Origin of the sequence: Amycolatopsis sp. 195334CR, from assembly GCF_017309385.1 — a bacterium.
In the GTDB taxonomy this organism is placed as follows: domain Bacteria; phylum Actinomycetota; class Actinomycetes; order Mycobacteriales; family Pseudonocardiaceae; genus Amycolatopsis.
In genome coordinates, this window is record NZ_JAFJMJ010000001.1 from 135,669 (window position 1) to 162,434 (window position 26,766).

General features: G+C 71.7%; 20 protein-coding genes and 1 pseudogene. 6 read left to right on the top strand and 15 right to left on the bottom strand.

The window, feature by feature from the left end:
- Window positions 1–15: 15 nt before the first annotated feature.
- Genes JYK18_RS00685 through JYK18_RS00700 form a run of 4 tightly spaced genes read right to left on the bottom strand, consistent with a single transcriptional unit; the run spans window position 16 to window position 4,938 of the window.
- Window positions 16–2,247, bottom strand: coding sequence for a molybdopterin cofactor-binding domain-containing protein (locus JYK18_RS00685; protein ID WP_206799162.1), 2,232 nt, complete (start codon window positions 2,245–2,247; stop codon window positions 16–18).
- Window positions 2,244–3,599 carry an 8-oxoguanine deaminase gene (locus tag JYK18_RS00690; protein ID WP_206799170.1) on the bottom strand — a complete coding sequence of 452 codons (1,356 nt, stop codon included), beginning with the start codon at window positions 3,597–3,599 and terminating at the stop codon, window positions 2,244–2,246. The genes JYK18_RS00685 and JYK18_RS00690 overlap by 4 nt, the downstream gene beginning before the upstream one ends.
- Window positions 3,596–4,066, bottom strand: a complete 471-nt coding sequence (locus JYK18_RS00695) for a (2Fe-2S)-binding protein (RefSeq protein ID WP_206799172.1) — start codon at window positions 4,064–4,066, stop codon at window positions 3,596–3,598. The genes JYK18_RS00690 and JYK18_RS00695 overlap by 4 nt, the downstream gene beginning before the upstream one ends.
- Window positions 4,057–4,938: a xanthine dehydrogenase family protein subunit M gene (locus JYK18_RS00700; RefSeq protein WP_206799174.1), complete on the bottom strand. Its 882-nt coding sequence runs from the start codon at window positions 4,936–4,938 to the stop codon at window positions 4,057–4,059. Before JYK18_RS00700 ends, JYK18_RS00695 begins: the two co-directional genes overlap by 10 nt.
- A gap of 125 nt (window positions 4,939–5,063) precedes the next feature.
- Between JYK18_RS00700 and JYK18_RS00705 the strand changes: the two genes are divergently transcribed.
- The gene (locus JYK18_RS00705) at window positions 5,064–6,512 is read left to right on the top strand and encodes a PucR family transcriptional regulator ligand-binding domain-containing protein (protein ID WP_206799185.1); all 1,449 of its coding nucleotides are present in this window, start codon (window positions 5,064–5,066) and stop codon (window positions 6,510–6,512) included.
- On the opposite strand, the gene dctA is transcribed toward JYK18_RS00705, so the two are convergent.
- Genes dctA through aceB form a run of 3 tightly spaced genes read right to left on the bottom strand, consistent with a single transcriptional unit; the run spans window position 6,485 to window position 10,616 of the window.
- Window positions 6,485–7,780, bottom strand: a complete 1,296-nt coding sequence (gene dctA / locus JYK18_RS00710; protein WP_206799196.1) for a C4-dicarboxylate transporter DctA — start codon at window positions 7,778–7,780, stop codon at window positions 6,485–6,487. The two genes, JYK18_RS00705 and dctA, sit on opposite strands and share 28 nt — an antisense overlap.
- Before the next feature lie 34 nt (window positions 7,781–7,814).
- Complete coding sequence (locus JYK18_RS00715; protein ID WP_206799198.1) at window positions 7,815–9,035, bottom strand: aldolase/citrate lyase family protein; 1,221 nt, start codon at window positions 9,033–9,035, stop codon at window positions 7,815–7,817.
- Window positions 9,036–9,038: 3 nt separating this feature from the next.
- Complete coding sequence (aceB, locus tag JYK18_RS00720; RefSeq protein WP_206799207.1) at window positions 9,039–10,616, bottom strand: malate synthase A; 1,578 nt, start codon at window positions 10,614–10,616, stop codon at window positions 9,039–9,041.
- Between the two features lie 54 nt (window positions 10,617–10,670).
- On the opposite strand from aceB, the gene JYK18_RS00725 reads away from it, so the two are divergent.
- Window positions 10,671–11,432, top strand: coding sequence for an IclR family transcriptional regulator (locus JYK18_RS00725; RefSeq protein ID WP_206799209.1), 762 nt, complete (start codon window positions 10,671–10,673; stop codon window positions 11,430–11,432).
- Here JYK18_RS00725 and JYK18_RS00730 read toward each other — a convergent pair.
- Window positions 11,419–11,913: a GNAT family N-acetyltransferase gene (locus tag JYK18_RS00730; protein ID WP_206799211.1), complete on the bottom strand. Its 495-nt coding sequence runs from the start codon at window positions 11,911–11,913 to the stop codon at window positions 11,419–11,421. The genes JYK18_RS00725 and JYK18_RS00730 overlap by 14 nt on opposite strands.
- Before the next feature lie 124 nt (window positions 11,914–12,037).
- Window positions 12,038–13,516 (bottom strand): signal recognition particle-docking protein FtsY, encoded by a 1,479-nt coding sequence (gene ftsY, locus JYK18_RS00735; protein WP_307795740.1) that lies wholly within the window; start codon window positions 13,514–13,516, stop codon window positions 12,038–12,040.
- 142 nt (window positions 13,517–13,658) lie between these two features.
- Here ftsY and JYK18_RS00740 point away from each other — a divergent pair, with 142 nt between their 5' ends.
- Window positions 13,659–14,861, top strand: a complete 1,203-nt coding sequence (locus JYK18_RS00740) for an anhydro-N-acetylmuramic acid kinase (protein WP_206799213.1) — start codon at window positions 13,659–13,661, stop codon at window positions 14,859–14,861.
- A gap of 9 nt (window positions 14,862–14,870) precedes the next feature.
- Window positions 14,871–16,445, top strand: coding sequence for a sodium:solute symporter (locus JYK18_RS00745; RefSeq protein WP_206799215.1), 1,575 nt, complete (start codon window positions 14,871–14,873; stop codon window positions 16,443–16,445).
- Between the two features lie 62 nt (window positions 16,446–16,507).
- Here JYK18_RS00745 and JYK18_RS00750 read toward each other — a convergent pair whose 3' ends face one another.
- Window positions 16,508–17,299, bottom strand: coding sequence for a DUF3239 domain-containing protein (locus tag JYK18_RS00750; RefSeq protein WP_206799217.1), 792 nt, complete (start codon window positions 17,297–17,299; stop codon window positions 16,508–16,510).
- Window positions 17,300–17,366: 67 nt separating this feature from the next.
- On the opposite strand from JYK18_RS00750, the gene JYK18_RS00755 reads away from it, so the two are divergent.
- Window positions 17,367–17,906: an LppA family lipoprotein gene (locus JYK18_RS00755; RefSeq protein WP_206799219.1), complete on the top strand. Its 540-nt coding sequence runs from the start codon at window positions 17,367–17,369 to the stop codon at window positions 17,904–17,906.
- On the opposite strand, the gene JYK18_RS00760 is transcribed toward JYK18_RS00755, so the two are convergent.
- The 3 genes and pseudogenes from JYK18_RS00760 to JYK18_RS00770 form a co-directional block, all read right to left on the bottom strand.
- Window positions 17,903–18,280 (bottom strand): VOC family protein, encoded by a 378-nt coding sequence (locus JYK18_RS00760; RefSeq protein WP_206799221.1) that lies wholly within the window; start codon window positions 18,278–18,280, stop codon window positions 17,903–17,905. The genes JYK18_RS00755 and JYK18_RS00760 overlap by 4 nt on opposite strands.
- Window positions 18,281–18,754: 474 nt before the next feature.
- A pseudogene (smc, locus tag JYK18_RS00765) lies at window positions 18,755–22,342 on the bottom strand (chromosome segregation protein SMC); the annotation flags it as partial.
- Between the two features lie 97 nt (window positions 22,343–22,439).
- Complete coding sequence (locus JYK18_RS00770) at window positions 22,440–22,760, bottom strand: acylphosphatase (RefSeq protein ID WP_206799231.1); 321 nt, start codon at window positions 22,758–22,760, stop codon at window positions 22,440–22,442.
- A gap of 131 nt (window positions 22,761–22,891) precedes the next feature.
- Between JYK18_RS00770 and JYK18_RS00775 the strand changes: the two genes are divergently transcribed.
- The gene (locus tag JYK18_RS00775) at window positions 22,892–23,455 is read left to right on the top strand and encodes a hypothetical protein (RefSeq protein ID WP_206799233.1); all 564 of its coding nucleotides are present in this window, start codon (window positions 22,892–22,894) and stop codon (window positions 23,453–23,455) included.
- A 108-nt stretch (window positions 23,456–23,563) separates the two neighbouring features.
- Here the strand turns inward: JYK18_RS00775 and JYK18_RS00780 are convergent, their stop codons facing one another.
- Complete coding sequence (locus JYK18_RS00780) at window positions 23,564–24,247, bottom strand: response regulator (RefSeq protein WP_206799235.1); 684 nt, start codon at window positions 24,245–24,247, stop codon at window positions 23,564–23,566.
- Window positions 24,244–26,757, bottom strand: coding sequence for a DUF4118 domain-containing protein (locus JYK18_RS00785; protein WP_206799237.1), 2,514 nt, complete (start codon window positions 26,755–26,757; stop codon window positions 24,244–24,246). Before JYK18_RS00785 ends, JYK18_RS00780 begins: the two co-directional genes overlap by 4 nt.
- Window positions 26,758–26,766 lie beyond the last annotated feature (9 nt).

A 26,766-nucleotide genomic window follows, 5' to 3' on the forward strand; every position in this document is an offset into this window, starting at 1 on the left:
CAGTGAAAGCCACATTCACTGCACCTCGGCCGTAGCCACGGTCAGGTGTTCCGGGCGGACCGGGACCCGCTCAAGGGCCAGGCCGGTAGCCGCCCGGATGGCGGCCACGATGGCGGGCGTCGACGAGATGGTCGGCGGCTCCCCCACGCCGCGCAGCCCGTACGGCGCGTGCGGGTCGGCCCGTTCCAGCACGTCGATCGACATCGGCGGCATGTCCAGCACGGTCGGGATCAGGTAGTCGGTGAACGACGGGTTCCGGATCTTCCCGCCCTCGGTCTGGATCTCCTCCATCACCGCCAGCCCGAGCCCCTGCGCCGAACCGCCCTGGATCTGGCCCAGCACGGCCTGCGGGTTCAGCGCCCGCCCCACGTCCTGGGCGCAGTCCAGCGCCACCACCTTCACCAGCCCCAGCTCGACGTCCACGTCGACCACCGCCCGGTGCGCGGCGAACCCGTACTGCACGTGCGCGGTGCCCGCACCCGTCGACGGGTCCAGCGCGGTGGTCGGCCGGTGCCGCCATTCGACGGTCTCCTCCAGCACCGTGTCCCCGAGCGCCTGCGCCAGGCTGACGTCCGCGACCAGCGGCGTCGCCACCCGCTGCAGTGACGCCCGCACCGCCAGGCAGGCCGCCCGCACCGCGCCACCGGTCACGTAGGTCTGCCGCGAAGCCGAGGTCGACCCGGCGTTGCCGATGGTGGTGTCCATCGGCAGCACGGTCACCCGGTCCACGCCCAGCTCGGTCCGCACGATCTGCTGCAGCACGGTGACCAGGCCCTGCCCCACCTCACAGGCCGCGGTCTGCACGGTCGCCGCCGGTTCCCCGCCGACCACCTCCAGCCGCACCCGCGCGGTCGAGTAGTCGTCGAAGCCCTCGGAGAAGCAGATGTTCTTGATCCCGACGCCGTAGCCGACCCCGCGCACCACGCCCTCGCCGTGCGTCGTGTTCGACACCCCGCCCGGCATCCGCCGCAGGTCGAACTCGGCCGACGGCGGCAACGGCATGTCGCGCACCCGTTCCAGCAGTTCCGCCACCGGCGCCGCCGAGTCGACCACCTGCCCGGTCGGCATCACCGAGCCCTCGCTCATCGCGTTGCGCAGGCGCACCTCGACCGGGTCCAGCCCGCACGCCTCGGCCAGTTTGTCCATTTGGGACTCGTACGCGAAACCCGCCTGCACCGCCCCGAACCCGCGCATGGCCCCGCACGGCGGGTTGTTCGTGTACGCGCCCCAGCAGTCCACCGTCACGTTGGGCACGTCGTACGGCCCGACGCCGAGCGTGGCCGCGTTCGCCACCACCGCACCGGTCGATGAGGCGTACGCGCCACCGTCGAGGTACAGCTTCGCCCGGACGTAGACCAGCTTGCCGTCCGCATCGGCGCCGTGCTCGTAGTACATCCGCGCGGGATGCCGGTGCACGTGACCGTAGAAGGACTCTTCGCGGTTGTAGACCATCTTCACCGGCTTGCCGGTGTGCAGCGCGAGCAGGCACGCGTGCACCTGGATCGACAGGTCCTCCCGGCCGCCGAACGCCCCGCCGACCCCACCGAGGGTCAGCCGCACCTTCTCCGGCGGCAGCTCGAGCGCCGCGACGATCTGCTGCTGGTCCACGTGCAACCACTGCGTGGCCACGAAAAGATCGACACCGCCGTCCTCGGCGGGTACCGCGAGCCCACTTTCCGGCCCGAGGAAGGCCTGGTCCTGCATGCCGACCTCGTAGGTCCCGCGGACCACCACGGCGGCCTCGGCGGACTGGTCACCGCGGCGGATCGGCACGTGGCGCACCACGTTCCCGCCGGGGTGCAGCCGCGGGCCCACGCCCTCGACCGCGGTTTCCGCGTCGGTGACCGGCTCCAGCACCTCGTAGTCGACCTTGATCCGGTCCATCGCGCGCCGGGCCGTCTCGGGGTGGTCCGCGGCCACCACGGCCACCGGTTCCCCCTGGTACCGCACCACGTCCACGGCGAGCACCGGCTGGTCGGCGTGCTCCAGGCCGTAGGCGTTGCTGCCCGGCACGTCCTCGTGAGTGAGCACCGCGTACACCCCGGGCACGGCCAGCGCCTCGCCGATCTCGATGCCGAGGATGCGCGCGTAGGGGTGCGGGCTGCGCAGCGTGGCGCCCCACAGCATGTCCTCGTGCCACAGGTCCGAGGAGTAGGCGAACTCGCCGCGCACCTTGACCGTGCCGTCCGGGCGCTGCGCGTTGCTGCCGACCCCGCCCTCGACGACCACCTCGGTGGTGGTGCTCATCTCGCCTCCCGCAGCCGCGTGCTCACCTTGCGCAGGTCACCGGCGATCGCCGTGGTGTCGGCGGTTTCCAGCGCGCCCTCGGAAACCACGGTCCGGCCGCCGACGAACACGCGGTACGGCCGTGGCGCGCTGCCCAGCACCAGCGACGCCACCGGGTCGGTGATCCCGGCGTAGTCGAGCCCGCCGAGATCCCAGACCACCAGGTCGGCGAGCTTGCCCGGTTCGATCGAGCCGAGTTCGGACTCCCGGCCGAGGCAGCGCGCGCCGCCCATCGTGCCGAGCCACAGCGCCTCGCGCACGGTCAGCGCCTTGGGCCCACCGCGCTGGCGTGCCTGCAGCAACGCCGCGTGCAGCTCCACCCCGAGCCCACCGTCCTCATTGGACGCCGCACCGTCGACGCCGAGGCCGACCGGGGCACCCGCGTCGAGCAGGTCCCGCACCGGCGCGATGCCGGTGCCGAGGCGGCCGTTGGAGGTCGGGCAGTGCGCCGAGCCGGTCCGGGTCTTGCCCATTCGCGCGATGGCCTCCGGCGCCAGGTGCACGGTGTGCGCGAGCCAGACGTCGTCGCCGAGCCAGCCCATGTCGTCCGCGTACTCGGCCGGGGTGCAGCCCTCCTCGGCGAGGCACTGCTCCTCCTCGTCGAGCGTTTCGGCGAGGTGGGTGTGCAGCCGGACGCCCTTGCGGCGCGCCAGTTCGGCCGCACCGGTCATCAGCGCGCGGCTGACCGTGAACGGTGAGCACGGGCCGGCCGCGATCCGGACGTGCGCGTTCTTCGAAGTGTCGTGGTACCGGTCGATCGCCTCCTCGGTGCCGGTCAGCGCGGCGTCGGTGTCCTCGACCAGGTTGTCCGGCGGGAGGCCGCCGTCGGACTCCCCCCGGTCCATCGAGCCGCGCACGATGTGGCTGCGCACGCCGATCCGGCCGGTGGCCGCGACCAGCGCTTCGACCTGGTCACCGGCGTCGGACGGGAAGACGTAGTGGTGGTCGGCGACGGTGGTGCAGCCAGACAGCGCGAGCTTGGCCAGCCCGGCGGTGGCGGCGGCGTGCGTGACGTCGGCGTCGAGTCGGCCCCAGATCGGGTAGAGCTCGACCAGCCACTCGAACAGCGTCGAATCGGCGGCGAGCCCGCGCGTGGCCCACTGGTACAGGTGGTGGTGCGTGTTCACCAGGCCGGGTGTGACCAGGCCGAGGCCGCCGAAGTCGAGGCGCTCGTCGTAGTCGCCGCCCGGTGCCGGACCCGGCCCCACCTCGGTGATCAGCTCGTTCTCCACCACCACGTGGCCGTCGGCGTGCTCGGTGCCGTCGGCATCCACAGTGGACACCGTGACACCCTGGATGGCGATCCGGCTCATGCGCTCGCCCCCCGCGTCGCGGCCAGCTTCACCGCGTCGAGGATCTTCTCGTACCCGGTGCAGCGGCAGAGGTTCCCGGCCAGCGCCTCGCGGATCTCCTCATCGGCCGGCTCCGGCACCCTGGCCAGCAGGTCGTGCGCGGCCACCACCAGCCCCGGCGTGCAGAACCCGCACTGCACCGCGCCCGCGTCCACAAAGGACTGCTGGACCGGGTCGAGGCGGTCCCCGTCGGCCAGCCCCTCCACCGTGCGGACCTCGCGGCCCTCGGCCTGTCCGGCGGCGACCAGGCAGGCGCACACCGGAACGGCGTCCAGGTACACCGTGCACGACCCGCATTCGCCCTGCTCGCAAGCGTTCTTGGAGCCGGGGAGGCCGAGGCGCTCGCGCAGCACGTACAGCAGGCTCTCCCCTTCCCAGACGTCGTCGGCCTGGCGCTGCTCGCCGTTGACGGTCATGTTCACGCGCATGAACGCTCCCCTGTCCGGTACTCCTGCCACGCCCAGGTCAGCGTGCGCCGCGCGAGCACGGACAACGCGTGCCTGCGGTACGCGGCGCTGCCGCGGACGTCGTCGATCGGTTCGGTGCCCTCGGCCACCAGCTCACCGAAGCGGCGGCACACCGAATCCCGCAGCGGTGCGGGAGATTCCCACAGTCCGGCGTCGGTCAGCTCACCGGAGAGGAAGTCCTCGGCGGCCCGGCTGCGGCGCGGGGTGGGTGCGGCCGACCCGATCGCCGCGCCGACGCGCCCCTGCTCCGGGTGCAACGCGAGGCCGAACGAGCACACCGCGATCACCATCGCGTTGCGCGTGCCGATCTTCGAGAACTGCTGCGGTGCCTTGGCGTCGGGCAGGTTCACCGCGGTGATCAGTTCGTCGTCGGCCAGCGCGTTGCGCTTCACCCCGAGGTAGAAGTCGTCGGCGGCGATCAGCCGGATCCCGCGCACCGAGGCCACCTCGACGGTGCCGCCGGTGGCCAGCAGCACCGGGTGCGTGTCCCCGGCGGGCGAGGCCGCGCCGAGGTTGCCGCCGACCGTGCCGCGGTTGCGGATCTGCGGGGAGCCGACCGTGCGGGCGGCCATCGCCAGCCCCGGCAACCGCGCGCCCAGCTGCTCGATCAGCCGGGTGTAGGGCACCCCGGCACCCAACCGGACATTCCCGTCGGCGGTGCTCCACTCACCCAGTTCGGCGATCCCGGTCAGGTCCAGCAGCGCCTCGGGCCTGCGGTGGTCGAAGTTCAGCTCGACCATCACGTCGGTGCCCCCGGCGATCGGCACCGCACCGGGCCGCTCGGCCTTCACCGCGAGCGCCTCCGCCAGCGTGGCCGGACGCAGGAATTCCACTGGTCACCCCGTCCCCTTCTTGGTGGATACACCAGTAGACAGCGGCCGAATCGCCGCGGCAACGGTGGCCGGACACGAATCTCCGTGAGCGAAACACCGGCATGTTGTGGTTTTCTACAAAGCCTATGACCGTGGTGAAAACTCTGCTGGAGCTGCCGGAGCTGCGCCTGCGCCTGCGTGGCGGCGGCGACCTGCTCGACCGGCGGGTCACCCGGGTCTACGGCACCGAACTGCCGGACCCCAGCCGTTACCTCTCGGCGGGTGAACTGGTGCTCACCGGGCTGCTGTGGTGGCGGGCGCCCGGCGACGCCGATCCGTTCGTGGCGGCGCTCGCGCGGGCGGGCACGGCGGCGCTGGCCGCCTCGGGCGCGGACTCCGGCGGTATCCCCGACGACCTGGTCCAGGCCTGCGAACGCCACCACATCCCGCTGCTCGAAGTGCCGCCCGACCTGTCGTTCGCGGTGATCGTCGAGCGGGTGGTGCTGGCGCTGGCCGCCGAGCGCGAAGCCCCACCGGGCAGGCTGCCCGCCCACGCCGCCGAACTCCCGCTGCCGGACCTGCTGCGGCTGGGTTCGGCCGAACTCGGTGTGCCGTGCTGGGTGCTGGCGGGGACCGGCCGGGTGGTCGCGGGCACCGGCCTGCTGCTGCCCGAGGCCGAACCGCTGGCCGCCGCGTTCAGCATGGGCGCGGAGGTGGACAGCAGGCACACCGTGCTGCCCGCCGGTGCGGGGTTCACCGTGCCGTGGGCGCTGGTCACCGGCGGTGCCGCGGACTGGGCCACCGAGCAGCACGAGATCGCCGCGGAGGTGGCCGCGCTGGTCGGCCGGTCACGCGTCCAGGCCCGGCAGACGGAGGTCGAAAGATCACTCTTCCGTGGGCTGAACGGGGGCGGTGATCTCGGCGACGCCTTCGCCGCGGCGGGCTGGGCGCCGGACACCGCGGTCCGCGTGGTGCTTACCCGGACCGTGGGCGAGGCGGTGGCCGGGGACCTGCTCGACGAGCTGCTCGCCGGGTACCCGCTGCGCGTGCTGCGCGGCCGGTTCGGCGAGGACTCCTGCGCACTGGTCGCCGCCGACGGCTGGCCCGCCGACTGGGCCCCGGCCGCCACCCGCGCACTGTCCACAGTGGAGCCCGCACTGGCGGCGGACCGGGTGCTGGTCGGCGTCGGCGGGCCGGCCGCGCTGACCGGGGTGCGCGGCGCGGTGGAGGAAGCCGTGCACGCACTGGAGGTCGGCGCGAACCGCGAGGACCGCGTGGCCGTGGTCCCCGGCGAGGAGATCGGTGTGCACCGGCTGGTACTGGCCGGCGTCTCGGACGAACTGCGCACCGCCCTCCGGCGCCGGGTGCTCGGCCCGCTGCTGGACTACGACGCCGCGCAGCACAGCGACCTGGTGCACACGGTCCGCGTGTTCCTGGAGTCGTCGGGTTCCCCGGCGGTGGCCGCGAAAGCCCTGCACATCCACGTGAACACCCTGCGGTACCGGATCGGGCGCGCCAGTGAACTGCTGGGCCTCGACCTGACCGACTTCACCAACCAGGTCGACGTCTACTTGGCACTGCGCATCAGCAGTTGAGACATCTGTTCGCGGTCCAGCTGCTTCTCCGACTTCGCCACCACAAAGGTCGCGACGCAGTTGCCGAGCAGGTTCACGAACACCCGCATCGAATCCATCAGGCGGTCCGCGCCCAGCAGCAGTGCGACCCCGGCAACCGGGAACGCGCCGATGGCGGCGGCCGTGGCCGAGAGGGCCAGGAACGACGAGCCCGGCACACCGGCCATGCCCTTCGACGTCAGCATCAGGATGCCCACGGCCACCAGCTGCTGCCCGAGCGACATGTCGACATCGAACGCCTGCGCCAGGAACACCGTGCAGATGGACAGGTAGATCGTCGCCCCGTCCAGGTTGAACGAGTACCCCGTCGGCACCACCAGCCCGGTCGCCGCCCGCGAGCAGCCCGCGTCGGTCAGCTTGGTCATGATGCGCGGCATCACCGCTTCGGTCGACGCGGTGCCCAGCGCCAGCAGGAACTCCTCACGGGCGTAACGCACGAACCGCCAGATCGGCACGCCCGCGTAGAACCGCGCGATCGCCGCGAGGATCAGCGCGAACAGCACCGCGGCCGCGTAGCAGGCCAGGATCAGCTTCGCGTAGGTGCCGAGCGTGCCGATGCCGTACTGGCCGATGATGAACGCCATCGCGCCGAACGCGCCCAGCGGCGCGGCCCGCATCACCCAGCCCATCACCTTGAAGATGACCAGCTGCACCTGCTCGACGAACCCCAGCACCAGCGGCGCCTTCTCCCGTCCGAGCACGGCCAGCGCCAGCCCGAAGAACACGGCGAAGAACAGCACCTGCAGCAGGGTGTTCTCGGCGAACGCACCGACCACGCTCTCCGGAATGGTCTCCAGCAGGAACTCCGAAGTGGACGGCAGGTGCCCGCCCTGGGTCTTCGCGTCCAGCGCCGAAGCATCCAAAGTGGATGGATCGATGTGCAGTCCGGCACCCGGTTGCCCGAGATTGGCCACCAGCAGGCCGAACAGCAGCGCGAAGGTGGTGACGATCTCGAAGTACAGGATCGCCTTGAAGCCGAGCCGTCCCACCGCCTTGACGTCGCCGACCGCGGCGATGCCGGTGACCACCACGCAGAAGATCAGCGGCGCGATGATCATCTTGATCAGCCGGATGAAGCCGTCGCCGACCGGTTTCAGCTCCGCGCCGATGGACGGCCAGAAGTGCCCGAGCAGCACCCCGGCCACCACCGCCACGATGATCTGGAAGAACAGCGAGGTGTACCAGCGCTTCTTCTTCGCCGCCGGTTCCACCTTCTCGACGTCGGTCATGCGCGCAACCTAAGGTTCGGGAGTTCCGGGCGTGTTACGCGCGGCGGACGTACCGATCAAGCGTCGCTCTGTCCAAATCGGTCAGTTCCGGCTCGCCGAGCGCCCCGCAGTCCAGGCCTCGGCACAGGTACGCGGCCAGCGCCTGCGCGGTCGCCGGTTCGTCGAGGAAACCGCCTTCCGCGGCCGAGGCGTAGGCCCTCAGGCGCGCGGCCGCCGCCGAGAAGCCCGAGCGGAAGAACGCGTACGTGGCCGCGTACCGGCTCGGCAGCTGGTGCGGGTGCAGGTCCCAGCCCTGGTAGAAACCGCGTTCCAGCGAACGCCGGATCAACCGCATCTGCTCGCGCCACGCCGACCGCACGGCCTCCCGGTCGCCCACCGGCAGCTTGTTCGCCGAACCGTCGGACAACCGCACGCCCGTCCCGGCCGCGGCCACCTGCATGAACCCCTTGGCGAAGTCGGCCGCCGGGTGCTCCATGCTCTGGTACTCCGCGCTGATGCCGAGCCCGGCGCTGTAGTCGTACGTCCCGTAGTGCAGCCCGGTGATCCGGCCGCCGCCCGCCTGGATGATCCGGGCCACGGCGACCGTGCCGTCCTCGGCCAGGATCGACTGCGCCGTCTCCACCTGCACCTCGAACCGCAGCGCGCCGGCCGCCAGGCCGTACGCGGGTTCGAGCCGCTCCAGCACCGCGGCGCAGGCCTCCACCTGCTCGACCGCGGTGACCTTAGGCAGCGTCACCACGAACCCGGCCGGTAGGTCGCCACCTTCGAGCAACCCGCCGAGGAACAGGTCCAGCGTGCGGATCCCGCGCCGCCGGGTCGGTTGCTCGAAGCTCTTGAACCGGATCCCGGTGAACGGCGGCGCCTGGCCGTTCTTCACCGACGCCGCCAGTTCGGCACCCGCCGCCCGCGCGTCGGCGTCCTCGGTCTCGTCGCCGTGGCGGCCGTAGCCGTCCTCGAAGTCGAGCCGCAGGTCCTCGATCGGCTCGGCGGCGAGTTTGGCGCGAACCCGCTCGACCACGGTGCCATCGACGTCGTCCGTCTCAAGTGGACCGTGCTCGGCCAGCGCGGCCAGCGCCTGCTCGCCCCACCGCGCGGCCAGGTCGGCGGTGAACCGCCCGGCGGGCACGTACACCGTGTGCACCGGCTGGCGGTCGGGCGGCTCACCGGGGTACAACCCGGCGACCCGGGCGTCCACCTCGGCGAGGCGGGCGTCGATGTTCGCGTAGACGTCCTCGGAGAGCCGCCCCTCTGCCATCGCTTACTTGATCCGCTCGTAGGCGGGCAGGGTCAGGAAGTCGACGAACTCCTCGGCGAGCGCGACCTCCTCGAACAGCTCGACCGCTTCCTTGAGCAGGTCGGCGTCGATCGCCCCGGTCAGTTCCTGCCGCACGTCGGCGAGCGACTCGCGCACCAGCTCACGGGTCACCGTCTGGCCGTTGTCCAGCTTGGTGCCGTTGCGCACCCACTGCCACAGCTGCGACCGCGAGATCTCCGCGGTGGCCGCGTCCTCCATCAGGTTGTGGATCGCGGCGGCGCCGTTCCCGCCCAGCCAGGACGCGATGTACCGGACACCGACGTCGACCGCGCCACGCAGGCCTGCCGCGGTCGCGCCGCCCTCGGTGGAGGCCACGTCGAGCAGCTGCTCCGCGGTCACGCTCACCTCGTCACGGGTGCGCTCGAGCTGGTTCGGCCGGTCGCCGAGGACCTTGTCGAACTCCTCCTTGCACAGCCCGACCATGCCCGGGTGCGCCACCCACGAACCGTCGAACCCGTCGCCGGCCTCGCGCGCCTTGTCGGCGTGGACCTTCTTCGACGCGTTCTCGGCGACCTCGGGGTCCTTGCTCGGGATGAACGCGGCCATGCCGCCGATCGCGAACGCGCCGCGCTTGTGGCAGGTGCGCACCAGCAGCTCGGTGTAGGCCCGCATGAACGGCGCGGTCATGGTGACGCTGTTGCGGTCCGGCAGGACGAACTTCTCGCCGGCGTCGCGGAAGTACTTGATCACGCTGAACAGGTAGTCCCAGCGGCCCGCGTTCAGCCCGGAGGCGTGCTCGCGCAGTTCGTAGAGGATCTCCTCCATCTCGAACGCGGCCGGGATGGTCTCGATCAGCACGGTGGCGCGGACGGTGCCGTGCGGGATGCCCAGCTCCTTCTGCGCGTGCGTGAACACGTCGTTCCACAGCCGCGCTTCGAGGTGGCTCTCCATCTTCGGCAGGTAGTAGTACGGGCCCTTGTCGTTGGCCAGCAGGGCACGCACGTTGTGGAAGAAGTGCAGGCCGAAGTCGACCAGCGCGCCGACCCCGGCGCGGCCGTCGAACTCCAGGTTGCGCTCGTCGAGGTGCCAGCCGCGCGGGCGGACCACGATGGTGGCGTGCTCGACGTCGTCGCGCAGCTGGTAGTTCTTGCCCTCCGGCGTGCTCAGCGAGATGTCGCCGCGGATGGCGTCGCGCAGGTTGACCTGCCCGCCGACGACGTTGCGCCAGTGCGGGGTGTTGGCGTCCTCCAGGTCGGCCAGCCAGACCTTGGCCCCGGAGTTGAGCGCGTTGATGGTCATCTTGCGGTCGGTCGGCCCGGTGATCTCCACCCGGCGGTCGCGCAGCGCCGGCGGCGCGTCGGAGACCTTCCAGTCGGACTCGCGCACGTGCGCGGTCTCCGGCAGGAAGTCGAGCTTGCCGGTGCGCGCGGCCTCCTCGCGGCGGACGCGGCGGGCCTGGAGCAGCTCGTCCCGGCGAGCGGCGAAGGCATCGTGCAGACCGGCGAGGAATTCCAGCGCTTCGGGCGTCAGGATCTCCTCGCCGCCTTCGACGGAATCTCCGAGGACACGAACTTCAGACATGTGTGAACACCCCAACTTGGAGACGTTTTCTATTTTGCGGACTATAGTTTCTGCATGGCGGAAACTCAACGCAGGCCCGGCAGTGTGCAGTCGCTGCAGCGGGCCTTTGAGCTGCTGGAACGCCTGGCCGACGCCGGGGGTGAGGCAAGTCTCTCCGAACTGGCCACCTCATCCGGCCTCCCGATGCCCACGATCCACCGGCTCATCCGGACCCTGCTCGACCTCGGGTACGTCCGACAGCACACCAATCGCCGGTACGCCTTGGGAGCCCGGCTCATCCGGTTGGGTGAACACGCGGGGGTGCAGTTCGGCACCGCGACCCGGCCGCTGCTCGCCGAGCTGGTCGAGGAGACCGGCGAGACGGCGAACCTGGCGATCCTGGAGCGCGACGAGGTGGTCTACGTCGCGCAGGTCCCGTCGAAGCACTCGATGCGCATGTTCACCGAGGTGGGCAGGCGGCTGCTGCCGCACGGGACCGGGGTCGGCAAGGCCATGCTCGCGCGACTGCCCGCCGACGACGTGCGCGCGCTGCTGGCGCGCACCGGTACGCCCGCGTACACCACGCACACCCTGACCGACCCGGCCACGCTGCTCGACCACCTGCGTGAGGTGGCCGAGCAGGGGTACGCGCTGGACGAGAGCGAGCAGGAGATCGGCGTGCGCTGCGTGGCGGTCGCACTGACCGGCACGCCGACCCCGGCCGCGGTGTCGGTGTCCGGCCCGGAGGGACGGCTCACCAAGGAGGCGGTCTCGCGCATCGCGCCCGCGGTTCAGCGGGTGGCGAAGGAGCTGTCGGCGCGGATCACGGCTTCGTGAGTTCGGGCGCGAGCAGGTCCATCAGGAGGCCGTCGCGCCAGGTGCCGTCGCGGCGCTGCTCGTACTGGCGCAGCACACCGACCGGCCGGAAGCCGAGCCTGCGGTAGACCGCGATCGCCCGCTCGTTCTCGGCGGCCGGGTCGATGGTCAGCCGGTGGTGGCCGCGTTCCTCGATGAAGTACGTGGCCAGCCGGTGGATCGCGGCCGTGCCGATGCCGCGGCCGTGCCAGTCCGGGTGCACCGCGAGATCGATGCCCGCGTGCCGGTACTGCGGGGTGGTTTCCTCCGAACCCTGGATCACGCCGACCACGGTGCCCTCGAACTCGATGGCGTACGAGGTGGTGTCCGGGTCCTCGGGCGCGACCAGTTCGGGGGTCTCCACGTCCGGATCGCCCCACCAGGCCGCGACCTCGGGCGTGGCGAGGATCTCGTGCACGCGCGGGGCGTCGTCGCCGGTGAGACGGCGTAGTTCGATGGTCATTCAGGTCCTCCTCGAAGCGGTTGCGGATGACGGCGAACCGTCGAGGAGGTGGGGCGCGGGAAGGGCGTCAACCGGGCATGGCCGACATTCTGCCCCGGCCGCACCGGCCGGGGCATCGGGTTTTTCAGCCGAGCAGGGCGTCCACGAAGGCACCGGCCTCGAACGGCGCCAGGTCGTCCGCGCCTTCGCCGAGGCCGACCAGCTTGACCGGCACGCCCAGCTCGCGCTGCACCTGGAAGACGATGCCGCCCTTGGCGGTGCCGTCCAGCTTGGTCAGCACGATGCCGGTCACGTCCACCACCTCGGCGAACACGCGGGCCTGCATCAGCCCGTTCTGGCCGGTGGTGGCGTCGAGCACGAGCAGCACCTCGTCCACCTTGGCCTGCTTCTCCACCACCCGCTTGACCTTGCCCAGCTCGTCCATCAGGCCGGTTTTGGTGTGCAGGCGGCCGGCGGTGTCGACCAGCACGGTGTCCACGCGGGCCTCGGTGCCGCGCTTGACCGCGTCGAAGGCGACGGCGGCCGGGTCGGCGCCCTCCTTGCCGCGGACCACCTCGGCGCCGACGCGGTCGGCCCAGGTCTGGAGCTGGTCGGCGGCGGCGGCGCGGAAGGTGTCGGCCGCGCCGAGCAGGACGTCGCGGCCCTGTGCCACCAGCACCCGGGCGAGCTTGCCGGTGGTGGTGGTCTTCCCGGTGCCGTTCACCCCGGCGACCAGCACGACCGCGGGCTTCTTGTCGTCGCCGGTGCCGTGCGGGAGCGCGCGCACCGCGCGGTCGCCGTCGGTGGCCAGCGCCTCGATCAGGACCTCGCGGAGCACGGCCCTGGCGTCCTCGGAGGTGCGGACCGCGCGCACGGACAGTTCGGAACGCAGCTTCTCGACGATCTCGGTGGTGGTCGCCGCACCGAGGTCGGCGACCAGGAGGGTGTCCTCGACGTCCTGCCAGGAGTCCTCGTCCAGGTCACCGGCGCCGAGCAGCCCGAGCAACCCCTGCCCGAACGCCGACCGCGACTTGGACAGGCGCCCGCGCAACCGCTCGATCCGCCCAGCCGCCGGCGCGATCTCCTCCACCGGCTCCGGCGCTGCCTCGGGCTTGGTCTCGGGCTTCGCCCCGGTCGTGGGCTTGGCTTCAGCCTCGGGCTTGGCCCCGGCTTCGGGCTTGACCCCGGCCGCAGGCTTGGCTCCTGCCTCGGGCTTCGCCCCGGCTTCGGGCTTGGCTCCGGTCTTCGGCTTGGTGTCGGTGTCGGGCTCCGCCTCGGGCTCGGCCGCGGCTTCCGTGTCCTCCGGCAGGCCGACGTCGACGATCCCCCGGCGAGGCGCGTCCCGCGGCACCGAAGCGTCGTCACCGACGCCCGGCTGCCCGTCGACCTCGGTGCGCTCACCGGCCGGGTGCGCCTCGGCCTTCTCCCCGCCGGGCGCCAGCGCGATGCCACCACCCGCCTGATAACCACCGCCCTTGGGCTTGACCTCCTTGGCCTGCTCGGCCTTGTCGGTCTCGGTCAGGCTGATCTTGCGCTTGCGCGCCACGATCAGCCCGGTGACCAGCGCGACCGCCAGCACCACGACGACTACGACGATGATCCAGAACCAGAGGTTGCTCGACACGCGGCCATCCTCGCATCCGAGCCCCCCGGCCCCCATCCGCCCCCGCGCCCAGGCCAAGCATCCACCGAGGTGAACTCGGTTTGGACAAGAAGTAACGATTCCGCTTGCGCCCCGCCCGCGCCAAGGACTAGACCACTCCTCCGTGACTGCTCGTTCTGGCGAGCCCCTCACCGTCGTGGGGCTCATCTCGGGCACGTCGATCGATGGCATCGACGTGGCCGCCGCCCGGTTGTGCGCCGAGGACGGCGAACTGGCGCTGACCCCGATCGCCGAGACGGAGATCCCCTACCCCGACGAGCTCCGCGAGCGGTTGCTCGGCGCACTGCCGCCGAACCCGTGCACCGCGGAGGAGCTCACCCGGCTGGACACGCTGGTCGGCCAGTCCTTCGCCGAGGCGGCCGCCACCGGCGTCGAGCTCGCGGGCGGCGCGGACCTGATCGCGTCGCTCGGGCAGACGGTGTTCCACTGGGTCGAGCACGGACGGGCCCGCGGCACGCTGCAACTCGGCCAGCCCGCGTGGATCGCCGAACGCACCGGCCTGCCCGTGGTGGCCGACCTGCGCACCCGCGACGTCGCGGCGGGCGGGCACGGCGCGCCGCTGGCCAGCACGCTCGACCAGCTCTGGCTGCGCGGGCTCGCCGAAGACAGCGGGAAGACAGCGGTCGGGCTCAACATCGGCGGCATCGCCAACATCACCGTGGTGCGCGCGGACACCGGCGCGCTGGCCTACGACACCGGACCGGGCAACGCGCTGCTCGACCTCGCCGCCGCCGAGGTCAGCGGGCAGCGCAGCGACTTCGGCGGCCGGCTCGCCGCCGCCGGTCGTGTCCACTCCGGACTGCTGGACCGGTTGCTCGCCGATCCCTACTACGCCGCTCCCCCGCCGAAAAGCACCGGCAAGGAACATTTCCACACCGATTACCTGCACACCCACATCGGCGATCTTTCGCTTTCCGGAGAAGATCTTCTCGCCACCCTCACGGAACTGACCGCGACCACCATCGCCGCCGAATGCGCCCGCCACGAAGCGGGCACCGTGGTGGCTTCCGGCGGCGGCGTGGAGAACCCGGCGCTGATGCGCGCACTCGCCGCGCGGCTCACCGCCGAACTGCGCACGAGCGACGAACTCGGCCTGCCCCGCGCGGCCAAAGAGGCTTACCTGACCGCGTTGCTGGGCTGGCTGACCTGGCACGGACAGCCGGCGAACCTGCCGAGCGCCACCGGCGCCGCGGGCCCGCGACTGCTCGGCAGCATCACGCCCGGTGCGCACCCGGCGGCGCTCCCGCCCCCTTTGCCCGCGGTCATTACCCGTTTGCGTATAGCGCCGCGGGGTAAAACACGGTAGGAGATGTCAATGCGCGCAGTCGACCTCGCGATAATCGCGATCTTTCTGGTGGGGATGCCGGTACTCGGCATCGTGATCGGCGGCCGGCAGAAGTCCGGTAACGACTATTTCGTCGGCGAGGGCAAGATCTCGTGGTGGGTGGCCTGCCTCTCGGTGGTGTCGGCGGAAACGTCGACGCTGACCGTGTTGTCGGTGCCCACGGTCGCCTACATAGCCACGCCCGGTGCGGGCGGGATGACCTATTTGTCGCTGGCGATCGGGTACATCCTCGGTCGCATCGTGGTTTCTTTCGTGCTGCTGCCCCGGTACGTGGCGGGCAACCTGGTGACCGCGTACGCCTTCCTCGGCAAGCGGTTCGGCAGCGGGCTGCAGGGCACCGCCTCGGTGACCTTCCTGCTCACCCGCACCGCGGCCGACGGGATCCGGCTGTTCGCCACCGCGATCCCGGTGAAGGTGGTGCTCGGCGCGTACGGCCTGAACGTGTCGTACTGGGCGATCGTGATCGCGCTCGGCATCGCGATGGTGATCTACAGCTTCTTCGGCGGGGTGCGCGCCGTGGTGTGGGTCGACGCCATCCAGATGCTCTGGTACGTGCTCGGCGGCATCGTGGTGATCTGGGTGCTGGCGGCCAACCTGCCCGACGGCTGGTTCTCGCGAGCCGTCGACGCGAACAAGTTCCAGTTGCTCGACTTCTCGTCGAACCCGCTGACCGGGCAGTACGCGATCATCACCGCGGTGATCGGTGGCGCGGTGCTGTCGATGGCCTCGCACGGGTCCGACCAGCTGATCGTGCAGCGCCTCCAGGCCACGAACGACCTGCGCGCGGCGCAGAAGGCGCTGATCGCCTCGGGCGTGGTGGTGTTCCTGCAGTTCGCGCTGTTCCTGTTCATCGGCGTGATGCTGTGGGCGTTCTACAACGGACTGGACCCGGTCAAGCAACTGGGGCTGAACACGAACGACGAACTGTTCGCGAACTACATCGTGACCGAGCTGCCCAGCGGGTTGTCGGGCTTCGTGATCGCCGGGATCCTCGCCGCCGCACTGAGTTCCTCGCTCGGCGCGCTGGCGTCCTCGACGGTCACCGATGTGTACGAACGGGTCATCGGCAGGCAACTGTCCGATGAGGAGCGACTGAAGCAGGGTCGCATCTGGACGATCATCTGGGCCGGGATCCTGATCGTGTTCGCCGGTTTCTTCGCCTCGTTCACCTCGACCAGCGACCCGATCGTGGTGCAGGCGCTGGGCATCACCGGGTACACCTACGGCGCGCTGCTCGGCGCGTTCCTGCTCGGGCTGCTGATCAAGAAGGCGCGGCAGCCGGACGCGATCGCCGCCTTCGTGGTCACCGTGCTGGTGATGGCGTTCGTGATCCTCGGGGTGAAGTTCGACAAGGCGAGCGGTGCGCTGCTCGGCGTGGACTTCTCGAAGGCGGGCGGGAACAACGTGGCGCTGGCGTTCCCGTGGTACACGCTGGCCGGGGTGATCATCACCCTGATCGTGGGCGGCCTGCTCTCGCTGCGGCACTCGACGCCGGACCCGAAGTCGGCCGAAGCCACCGCCGCCCCGGTCGACAAGGCGGCTTAGGTCCCGTGCAGTGAATGTGGCTTTCACAGCGTCTGGCGCAGTGAAAGCCACATTCACCGCGTTCAGGGGATGGCGGGGTGGACGCGGTCCGAGAGCGAGCCGACGAAGCGGGCGCGGCCGGTTTCCTGCCATTCCACCGGTACTCCGATCCGGCTGACCGGGCGGCGCAGGCCGTCGGGCAGTTCGGTGTCCGGGATGACCAGCAGCCTGCTCATCCGGCGGCGCAGTTCGGTGAGCTGTTCGGCGCCGGTGAGGAGTTGGGTCCACTCGGCCTCGGGGATCATCCGGTCCGCGTTCTGCAGCACGGTCGCGTCGGCGGTGGCCCAGGAGACGGGGGACGCCTCGAAGTTCCACCAGGTGTCCCGGCGGCCGGGACCGACGAACCCGTGCATGACGCACGGGACCCACTGGCCGGGCACGAACTGCGTGCCCTCGCGGGCGCGGAACGAAATCAGCCGGTAGGCGAAGCGCGGTGGTGAGACCGGGTCGCGCGAGATGTCGCCGAGGACCAGGATTTCGACCTTGCCGTCGGCCTGCTGGACCACCACGCCCGGGACGAGCTGCCCACCACGGAAGGGCTTGACCGCGTGCTCGGCGCGGAAGCCGCGCACCACCGCGTACAGCCCGGCGAGGACCACGAGCACGCCCAGCACCACCGACCACCACCGCCCGTCGGCGATGGCCCACCAGCCCAGCGCGACCAGCACCACCCCGGCCACCAGGCCGACGGCCACCGCGATGGCCCTGGCGTGGATGTTGGGGCTGCTCGCGCGCAGCTGGTCGGCATCGATCGGAGCGTCGAAGAATCGCCGCGGGTCACCCGCCGGCCACGCTGACTCACTCACCCGGGGCATCCTGCCAGAACAATCACCGACAGCGGGTCACGATTTTCGAACCACTCCACTAAAGTCATGACGGACGGTGACTCTGGCAGGGGACGCGACGGTCATGGCGGGATCCGGCACGGTGTTCCTGACGGCAGTGGCCTGCGCCTTCGCCCTCGGCGCCTGCGGGAGCCCCGGCAGCCGGTGGAGCGAACTCACCCGGCGGCCGGACATCGACGAGGCCGTGGCGCGGTACGGAGAACTGACGAACGAGATCGCCGGTGCACTCAGCGCCAAATTCGGCCTGCCCCCGTGGGAAACCGCGGACGATCGCGATCCGGGCTGCGCCGACTTCCCCGAGGCGGCTCCCGGGGACGCCCTGACCTCGACCCGGACGAGCAGCACCCCGGCGAGGATCCCGCCGGACCAGTGGCCGCGGGCCGCGATCACCGTCGAGCGAACGGCTTCAGCCCACGGGTTCACCATCGACGACCTCGGCTCACGCAGCGTCAGCTTCCACGACGCCTACGCCGCGAAGCTCACGGTCGACGCCACTTCGGAGAGCACCACCATCCGCGTGCGGACCGGCTGTCACCTGCTTCCCGAGGCGAAGCAGCGCGCATCCCGCGCTCCTTAGCCGGCTCGTTCGGCGGCGCTGCGGAGTACGCAGAACTCGTTGCCCTCGGGGTCGGCGAGCACGACCCAGCCCGAGCCGTCCGGTTCGCGGCGGTCCGCGACCAGGGTGGCGCCGAGGGCCAGGAGGCGCTCGGTTTCCTCTTCGCGCGTGGTTTCGGGGCGGAGGCAGAGGTGGAGCCGGTTCTTCTGCGCGGTTTTCGCCTCGGGGACCTGGTTGAAGTGCAGGATGGGGCCGTCGGGGAGCATCACCTCCGTCTCCTCGTCACCCGGATTGTCCTCCGGGTGGAGCGGGAAGCCGGTCACCTCGCTCCAGAAGCGAGCCAGTTCGTAGGCGTTGACCGCGTCGATCGCGACGTTCTGCAGCTGGGAAACCATGCGGAGACGGTGCCGCAAGCCGGGGCGTGGCGCCACCGGTTTTCAGGCGGGGGACTCCTCGGTGGCCACCTCGGGCTCAGGTTCGGAGGCAGCCTCGGCCACCGCTTCAGGCGCGGCTTCCGGTGCTACCTCGGCCCCCGGCGCAGCTTCCGGCTCGACCTCCGGCTCAGGCTCGGCCTCAGCCAGCGCCGCAGCTTCCCGCTCGGAGGCGGCTTCGGCCACCGCCTCAGGCGCGGCTTCGGCTACCGGCGCGGCTTCCGGCTCGGAAGCGGCTTCGGCCACCGGCTCAGCCTCCGGCTCCGGCGCGGTTTCCGGCGCAGGCTCGGCCACCGGCGCGGCTTCCGTGGCTTCGGCCATCGGCGCGGGCTCCGGCGTGGCGGCGGCTGAAGGCGCCTCGGGCTCGGGCGGGGGCGAGGCGGGCGCCTCGGCTTCCGGCGCCGCAACCGCGGCCGCGGGCGCCGCCGCTCGTGCGGGCGGCGGCTTCGGGTCGTTCCGGAGGCGTTGCGAGATCACCTTCGTGATGCCGTCGCCCTGCATGCTCACGCCGTACAGCGCGTCGGCGATCTCCATCGTCGGCTTCTGGTGGGTGATGATGATCAGCTGCGAACTCTCCCGCAGCTGCTCCAGCAGCCCGATCAGCCGGCGCATGTTCGTGTCGTCCAGCGCCGCCTCGACCTCGTCCATCACGTAGAACGGCGACGGCCTCGCGCGGAAGATGGCCACCAGCATCGCCACCGCGACCAGCGACTTCTCCCCACCCGACAACAACGACAGCCGCTTGACCTTCTTGCCGGGGGGCCGCGCCTCCACGTCGACGCCGGTGGCGAGCAGGTCGTCCGGCTCGGTGAGCACCATCCGCCCGTCCCCGCCGGGGAACAGCACCGAGAACACGATCTCGAACTCGCGCGCCACGTCCTCGTAGGCGGTGCTGAACACCTCGAGGATCTTGTCGTCGACCTCCTTGATCACCGTCAGCAGGTCCTTGCGCGTCGCCTTCAGGTCCTCCAGCTGGGTGGACAGGAACTTGTAGCGCTCCTCCAGCGCGGCGAACTCCTCCAGCGCCAGCGGGTTGACCTTGCCGAGCAGCGTCAGGTCGCGTTCGGCGCGCTTGGCCCGCCGCTGCTGCGTCGGCCGGTCGAACGGGATCGGCTGCGGCGCGCTGACCTGCTCGCCGCGCTCCTTCGCCGCCTCGTACTCGGCGATCTCGCCGGCGCTCGGCGGCACCGGCACCTCCGGGCCGTACTCCGCGACCAGGTCCTCGAGCCCGATGCCGAAGTCCTCGGCGATCTTGCCTTCCAGCGTTTCCAGCCGCAGCCGCTGCTCGGCCCGCAGCACCTCGTCGCGGTGCACCGCGTCGGTCAGCTTCTCCAGTTCACCGGCGAACTCCCGGACCTTGCCGCGCACCTGCGCGAGCATGGTCTCCCGGCGCTGCCGCTCCCCCTGGATCTCGTCGCGCTCGGCGGCGGCCCGCTGCACGGACACCTCGATCCGGTCCAGCGCGTACTCACCGGCCTCGACCACGGCCGCGGCGATCTCCGCGCCACGCTCCCGCGCCTCGCGCGCCTTCGCCGCGCGCTCCCGCGCCTGCCGCTCGTTGAACGCCGCGCGCCGCAGAGACTCGGCCTTGCCCGCCAGCCCGCGCGACCGCTCCTCGGCGGTCCGCAACGCGAGCCGTGCCTCGACCTCCTCCTGCCGCAACGCCGCCAGGTCGTCCTTCGCCTGGTCGCGCTCGGAAGTGTCGGGATCCTCGTCGACCGGCTGCTCGGCCACGGCGTCCAGCCGTTCCTCCAGCTCAGCCAGCTGCGCAAGCGCTTGCTCCCGGGTGCGCTCCACCTTCGCGCGCTGCTCGCGCAGGCGGGTCACCTCGGCCTCGGCGGACCGCGCCGCCTGCTGCACCCGGTTGAGCCGCTCCGACGACCGCGCGCGGCGGACCTTCGCCTCGCCCAGCGCTTCCTTCGCCTGCCCGACCTCTTCGCGCCGCGCCTGCTGCTCGGCCCGCGCGCCTTCGAGTTCGGCGGTGGTGCGCTCCAGGCTGCGTTCCGCGGCGGCCAGGCGGTTCTGCGCCTCGTCGACGGCCGCCTGCACCTCGATCACGCTCTCCTGGCGCGCGGAGCCGCCCATCGCCCAGTGCGCGCCGAACACGTCACCGTCGGCGGTGACCGTGCTGACCGACGGATCCACCGCGACCAGCCGCCGCGCCGTCTCCAGATCGTCCACAATGGCCACTCGGGCCAGCGCCCGCTCGACCGCGGGCCGCAGCGCGACCGGCGCGGTGACCACCTCGCGCGCCCAGCGCGCCCCCGGCGGCAGGCTCGGCCAGCTCGCGGTGTCCACTGTGTACTCGTCGCTGCCGAGCAGGATGCCGGCGCGGCCGGATTCGTTGCTCTTCAACAGCTTCAGCGCGGCCAGCGCGTCCTCGCCACCGGTCACCGCGATCGCGTCGGCGACCGGGCCGAGCGCGGCGGCCAGCGCCACCTCGTGCCCCGGCTCGACGGTGAGCAGCGCGGCCACCGAACCGAGCAGGCCGGGCAGCTGGTCGGCGGCACCGAGCAGCACGCCGGCGCCGTCCTTGCGGCGCAAGCCCATCGACAGCGCGTCGACGCGGGCCTTCTCCGAAGCGATCTCGCGCTCGGCCGAACGCTCGGCCTTGACCAGTTCCTCGACCCGGGCCTTCGCCGCGTTGTTCGCCTCGACGGCACGGTCGTGGCGGCCCTGCAGATCGGCGTCGTCGGACTCCTCGACCCCGCCCTCGGTCTGGGCCAGCTCCAGTTCCTCGGCGGCGATCTCGGCACGCTCACCGGCTTCGTCGATCGACACGGTGAGCCGGTCGATCTCGTCGGAGGTGGCGCCGTTCTTGCTGCGCAGCGCCTCCACCTGACCGGTCAGCTTGGCCAGGCCCTCGCGGCGGTCGGCGATCGCGCGGACCGCGGCCATGTGCGCGCGTTCGGCCGCCTGCACCTGGTGTTCGAGCTGCTCACGCCGCTGGATGGTCTCCGAGAGCAGCATCCTGGCTTCTTCGACGGCCTCGGCCAGCTCCTGCTCGCGTTCGGCGACCTGCTCCGCCTCGGCGAGCAGTTCCTCGGGGTCGCGGCCGCCGGAATGCGCGTCGGGTGCGGCGGAGAGGTGGCGCTGCCGTTCGACCGCCAGCCGGACCGTGCCGCGCAACCGCTCGGCCAGCGCGGACAGCTTGTACCAGGTCTCCTGGGCCGCGGTCAGCCGCGGCGCGTCCTCGGCGAGCGAGCCCTCCAGCTCGTTCTCCTGCGCGGTGACGATCTCCAGCGCCTGCTCGACCTCGTGGCGGCGGGCGCGGGCGGCGTGCTCGTCGGCCTCCTCCTTGGCCAGCGTGGCGCGCTGGGTGACCAGGTCGTCGGCGAACAGGCGCAGCCGCGAATCCCGCAGTTCGGACTGCACGGCCTGGGCCTTGCGCGCGATCTCGGCCTGCTTGCCCAGCGGCTTGAGCTGGCGGCGCAGCTCGGTGGTGAGGTCGCCGAGCCGGTCGAGGTTGGTCTGCATCGCGTTCAGCTTCCGCAGCGCCTTTTCCTTGCGCTTGCGGTGCTTGAGCACGCCGGCCGCCTCTTCGATGAAGGCGCGGCGCTCCTCCGGCTTGGCCTCCAGGATCTGGGCGAGCTGGCCCTGCCCGACGATGACGTGCATCTCGCGGCCGATACCGGAGTCCGACAGCAGTTCCTGCACGTCCATCAGGCGGCACGTGCTGCCGTTGATCTCGTACTCGCTGGCGCCGTCGCGGAACATGCGGCGGGTGATCGAGACCTCGGTGTAGTCGATCGGGAGCGCGCCGTCGGAGTTGTCGATGGTGAGGCTGACCTCGGCGCGCCCGAGCGGGGCGCGGCCGGAGGTGCCGGCGAAGATGACGTCCTCCATCTTGCCGCCGCGCAGGTCCTTGGCGCCCTGCGTGCCCATCACCCAGCGCAGCGCGTCGAGCACGTTGGACTTGCCGGAGCCGTTGGGGCCGACCACGCAGGTGATCCCGGGCTCGAACCGCAGCGTGGTCGCCGAGGCGAAGGACTTGAAGCCCTTGAGCGTCAGGCTCTTGAGGTGCACGCGGCCAATCCCTCTCGGTCCGGGCGCGACGGCCGGGGACTCGGTTCAATCGCCCGATGCTACCTGGGTGGCCTCCCGCCGCCGGGGAGGCGGGCCGTCAGCGCTCGACGAAGGTGGTCAGGCCACCACGCGGAGTGCTCCAGCGCTCCACCACCGTGTCCACTCGACCGGGTGACCCACCGGACCGAAGGGCGGCCAGGAGCCGCTCACAGTGGTCCCGCCTACCCTCCGCTACCACCTCGACACGACCGTCGACCAGGTTGCCCGCGCTGCCGACCAAGCCGAGCTCCAGCGCCCGGCTGCGCGTCCACCAGCGGAAACCGACGCCCTGGACCTGTCCGTGCACCCACGCGGTGAGGCGCACGGCCTCCTGTTCCTCGCTCACGAACCCATCGTGCCCTACGTCGGCAAATACCATGCGGCTACCCTGCGTCAACATCTGGGGACGGTTCGCTCGCACAGGGTCATCCGACGGTGATACGGTCCCCTGCGGATCCGGCGCCTGGAGTGCGCGTCCGGGTTCCACCACCCGCATCGCAAGGAGAACCAATGCCCCAGTCGCCGGGGTCTCCCCCGAGCCAGCCGGCCGTGGTCGCCCCGCCCCGTGAGCCGGGCGGACGGCTGCACCGGACCGGGTACGTCATTCTCGCCGCCAGCGGCCTCGCGCTCGCCACCGCGTTCGGCGCGGTCGCGCAGTTCTCCAGCCCCAGCTCCGCCGACGACGCGCCGCCCGCGCTGCAGGCGAACCCCGGCGGCGGCCCCGGCGCGCTGGTGCCCGGCCAGCCGCAGCCCGGCCCGGTGATGGTCAGCGGTGTGCCGGTTCCGGGAACCTCGCCGAGCGCGGCGCCGACCACCATCGTGACCACCGGTCCCGACGGCGTGCCGACCACCACGGTGGTCACCCCGCCGCCCGCGCCCCCGGCGCCCGGCAACCCGCCCGGACCCGGTGACCCGCCGCAGCCGCCGAGCACGCCCACCGGCAAGCCGACGACCATTCCGCCGACCACGTCGAAGCCGACCGATCCGCCGACGTCCGATCCGTCGCCGACGGACCCGCCGAGCAGCAGCCCCCAGCCGCCGGACTCGGGCGACCCGGGCAGCACCACGCCGTAGCTCTCGTGCAGTGAATGTGGGGCGGTTTCAACTGGCTTTCACTGCGCCAGACGCTGTGAAAGCCACATTCACTGCACTCGGGGTCGCGGCCGGTGTCCCGAAGGGGGCTCAGGCTTCGAAGCGGTAGCCCATGCCCGGTTCGGTCAGCAGGTGCCGCGGCCGCGAAGGCTCCGGCTCCAGCTTCCGCCGCAGCTGCGCCAGGTACACCCGCAGGTAGTGCGACTCCGTGTCGTACGACGGGCCCCAGACCTCGTGCAGCAGCTGCTTCTGCGCCACCAGGCGCCCCCGGTTGCGCACCAGCAGCTCCAGCACCCCCCATTCCGTCTTCGTCAGGTGCACCTCGGCACCGTCCCGCAGGACCTTCTTCGCGGCCAGGTCGATGGTGAACGCGTCCGTCTCCACCACCGCGCTGCCGTCCTCGGCGCCGGTCACCGCGGACCGGCGCACCGCCGCGCGCAACCGCGCCAGCAGCTCGTCCATGCCGAACGGCTTGGTCACGTAGTCGTCCGCGCCCGCGTCCAGCGCCGCCACCTTGTCCGCCGAATCGCCCCGCGCGGACAGCACGATGATCGGCACCGTGGTCCACCCGCGCAGCCCGGCGATCACCTCGTTGCCGTCCATGTCCGGCAATCCGAGGTCGAGCACCACCACGTCCGGCTTGGTCTCGGCGACCGCGCGCAGCGCGGCGGAACCGTCGTGCGCGGTGATCACCTTGTACCCCCGCGCGGACAGGTTGATCCGCAGCGCCCGCACGATCTGCGGCTCGTCGTCCACCACCAGCACCGTGCTCATGCTTCTCCATTCCACTTCGGCAGCGAGACGACCACGGTCAGCCCGCCGCCGGGGGTGTCCTCCGCCCTGATCGTGCCGCCCATCGCCTCGGTGAAGCCCTTCGCCACGGACAGGCCGAGCCCGACCCCCGGCGCGGCGTTGCGGTCACCGAGCCGCTGGAACGGCGCGAACGCCGACTCCGCGGCCCCCTTCTTCAACCCCCGCCCGTGATCCACGATGCGGAGCTCCACATAGGACGCGTGCGCGCTGGCCCGTACCGACACCGGCGCCGAACCGTGCCGCAGCGCGTTGTCCACCACGTTCGCCACCACCCGCTCCAGCAGGCCGGGATCGGCCGTCACCCACGGCACGTCGTCGGCCACCTCGGCGCGCACCGCCGCCGAGCCATCCACATTGGACAAAGCGAGCGCGACCACCTCGTCGTAGCCGACCGCGCGCAGGTGCGGGCGCACCGCGCCGGTGGCCAGCCGCGAGGAGTCGAGCAGGTTGTCCACCAGCCCGGCCAGCCGGTCGGCGGACAGCTCGATCGCCTCCAGCAGTTCCCCGGTGTCCTCTTCGGACAGCTGGATGTCGTCGGCGCGCAGGCTGCCCACCGCGGCCTTGATCGAGGTCAGCGGGGTGCGCAGGTCGTGCCCGACGGCGGACAGCAGCGCGGTCCGCAGTTCGGTGGCCTCGGCCTTGCGCTGCGCCTCGTCCGCGGTGGCCGCCATGCGCTGCTGGCGCAGGGCGAGCAGCGCCTGCCCGGCCGCCGCCTCCAGCACGCCGCGATCGGCCGCGGGCAGCGCCCGCCCGCGCAGCACCAGGTGCACGTCGCCGGTCACCGGGATGTCCACGTCCGCGTCGTCCGGTTTGGTGCACGGGTCGAGCCCGGTCTGCGCCACCCGTCGCCAGGACCCGGACTTCTTCTCCACCAGCGCCACCGAGGTGAGCCCGAAGTTCTCCCGCACCTTCTCCAGCAGCCGGTCGACCGGCTGGGCGTGCGTGAGCACCGTGCGCGCGTAGGACGCCAGCAGCGCGGCCTCGGTGCGCGCCCGCGCGGCCTGCGCGGCCCGTCTGGCCGCCGCGTCCACCACCGCGGCCACCAGTATCGCCACCACGATCATCGCCACCAGCGTGATCACGTTCCGCGGTTCCTGCACGGTCAGCTGGTACCGCGGTTCGGTGAAGAAGAAGTTCAGCAGCCCACCGGAGAACGCCGCCGCCACCAGTGCCGGCCCGAGCCCGCCGACGAGCGCGACCACCACGGTGGCCAGCACGTACCCGACCACGTCGGTGGAGAAGTCGACCTGCTCGCGCAGCAGCAACCCGAGCGCGGTGGCCACCCCCGGCGCGACCACCGACAGCACCCAGCCCCACAGCCGCCGAGACGGCGTCAGCGGGCTGCGGCTCAGCGTCGCCCGCAGCCGCCCGCCCGCCTCGTCGTGGGTGACCATGTGCACGTCGATCGGCCCGGAGCGCTGCACCACGGTGGCGCCGATGCCCTCGTCGAACAGCCGCGCCACCCGCGACCGCCGCGAGGTGCCGATCACCAGCTGCGTCGCGTTCACCCCGCGCGCGAAGTCGAGCAGCGCGCTGGGCACGTCGTCGCCGACGACGGTGTGGAAGGTGGCGCCGAGTTCGTCGGCGAGCTTGCGGTACCGCCCGACGGCGGTCGGCCCGAGCCCGGTGAGCCCGTCACCGCGCAGGATGTGCAGCACCAGCAACTCGGCACCGGCGCGGTTGGCGATCCGGCTGCCCCGCCGGATCAGCGTCTCGCTCTCCGGCCCGCCGGTGATCGAGACGACCACGCGTTCCCTGGTCTCCCAGGTGTCGGTGATCTTCTGCTCGGCGCGGTACCGCTGCAGCGCGACGTCGACCTGGTCGGCCACCCACAGCAGGGCCAGCTCCCGCAACGCGGTGAGGTTGCCCGGCCGGAAGTAGTTGCCCAGCGCGGCGTCGATGCGGTCGGCCGGGTAGACGTTGCCGTGCGCCAGGCGCCGCCGCAGCGCCTCCGGCGTGATGTCCACCAGCTCCAGCTGCTCGGCGCGGCGCACCACCTCGTCCGGCACGGTCTCGTACTGGGTGGCACCGGTGATGCGCTGCACCACGTCGTTGAGGCTCTGCAGGTGCTGGACGTTGACCGTGGACAGCACGTCGATCCCGGCGTCGAGCAGCTCGTCGACGTCCTGCCACCGCTTCTCGTTGCGCGAACCGGGCACGTTGGTGTGCGCCAGCTCGTCGACCACGGCGACCTCGGGCTTGCGGGCCAGCAGGCCGTCGACGTCCATCTCGGTGAACTCGCGCCCGCGGTGCTCGCTGGCCCGCCGCGGGACCACCTCCAGGCCGTCGAGCAGTTCCGCGGTCTTCCTGCGGCCGTGCGTCTCGACCAGCCCGATCACCACGTCCGTGCCCCGCTCCAGCCGCCGCCGCGCCTCCCCGAGCATGGCGAAGGTCTTGCCGACGCCCGGGGCCGCGCCGAGGTAGATGCGCAGCTCACCTCGGCGCGGCGGGGTTTCGGTTTCCGGCTCCACGCGACCAGT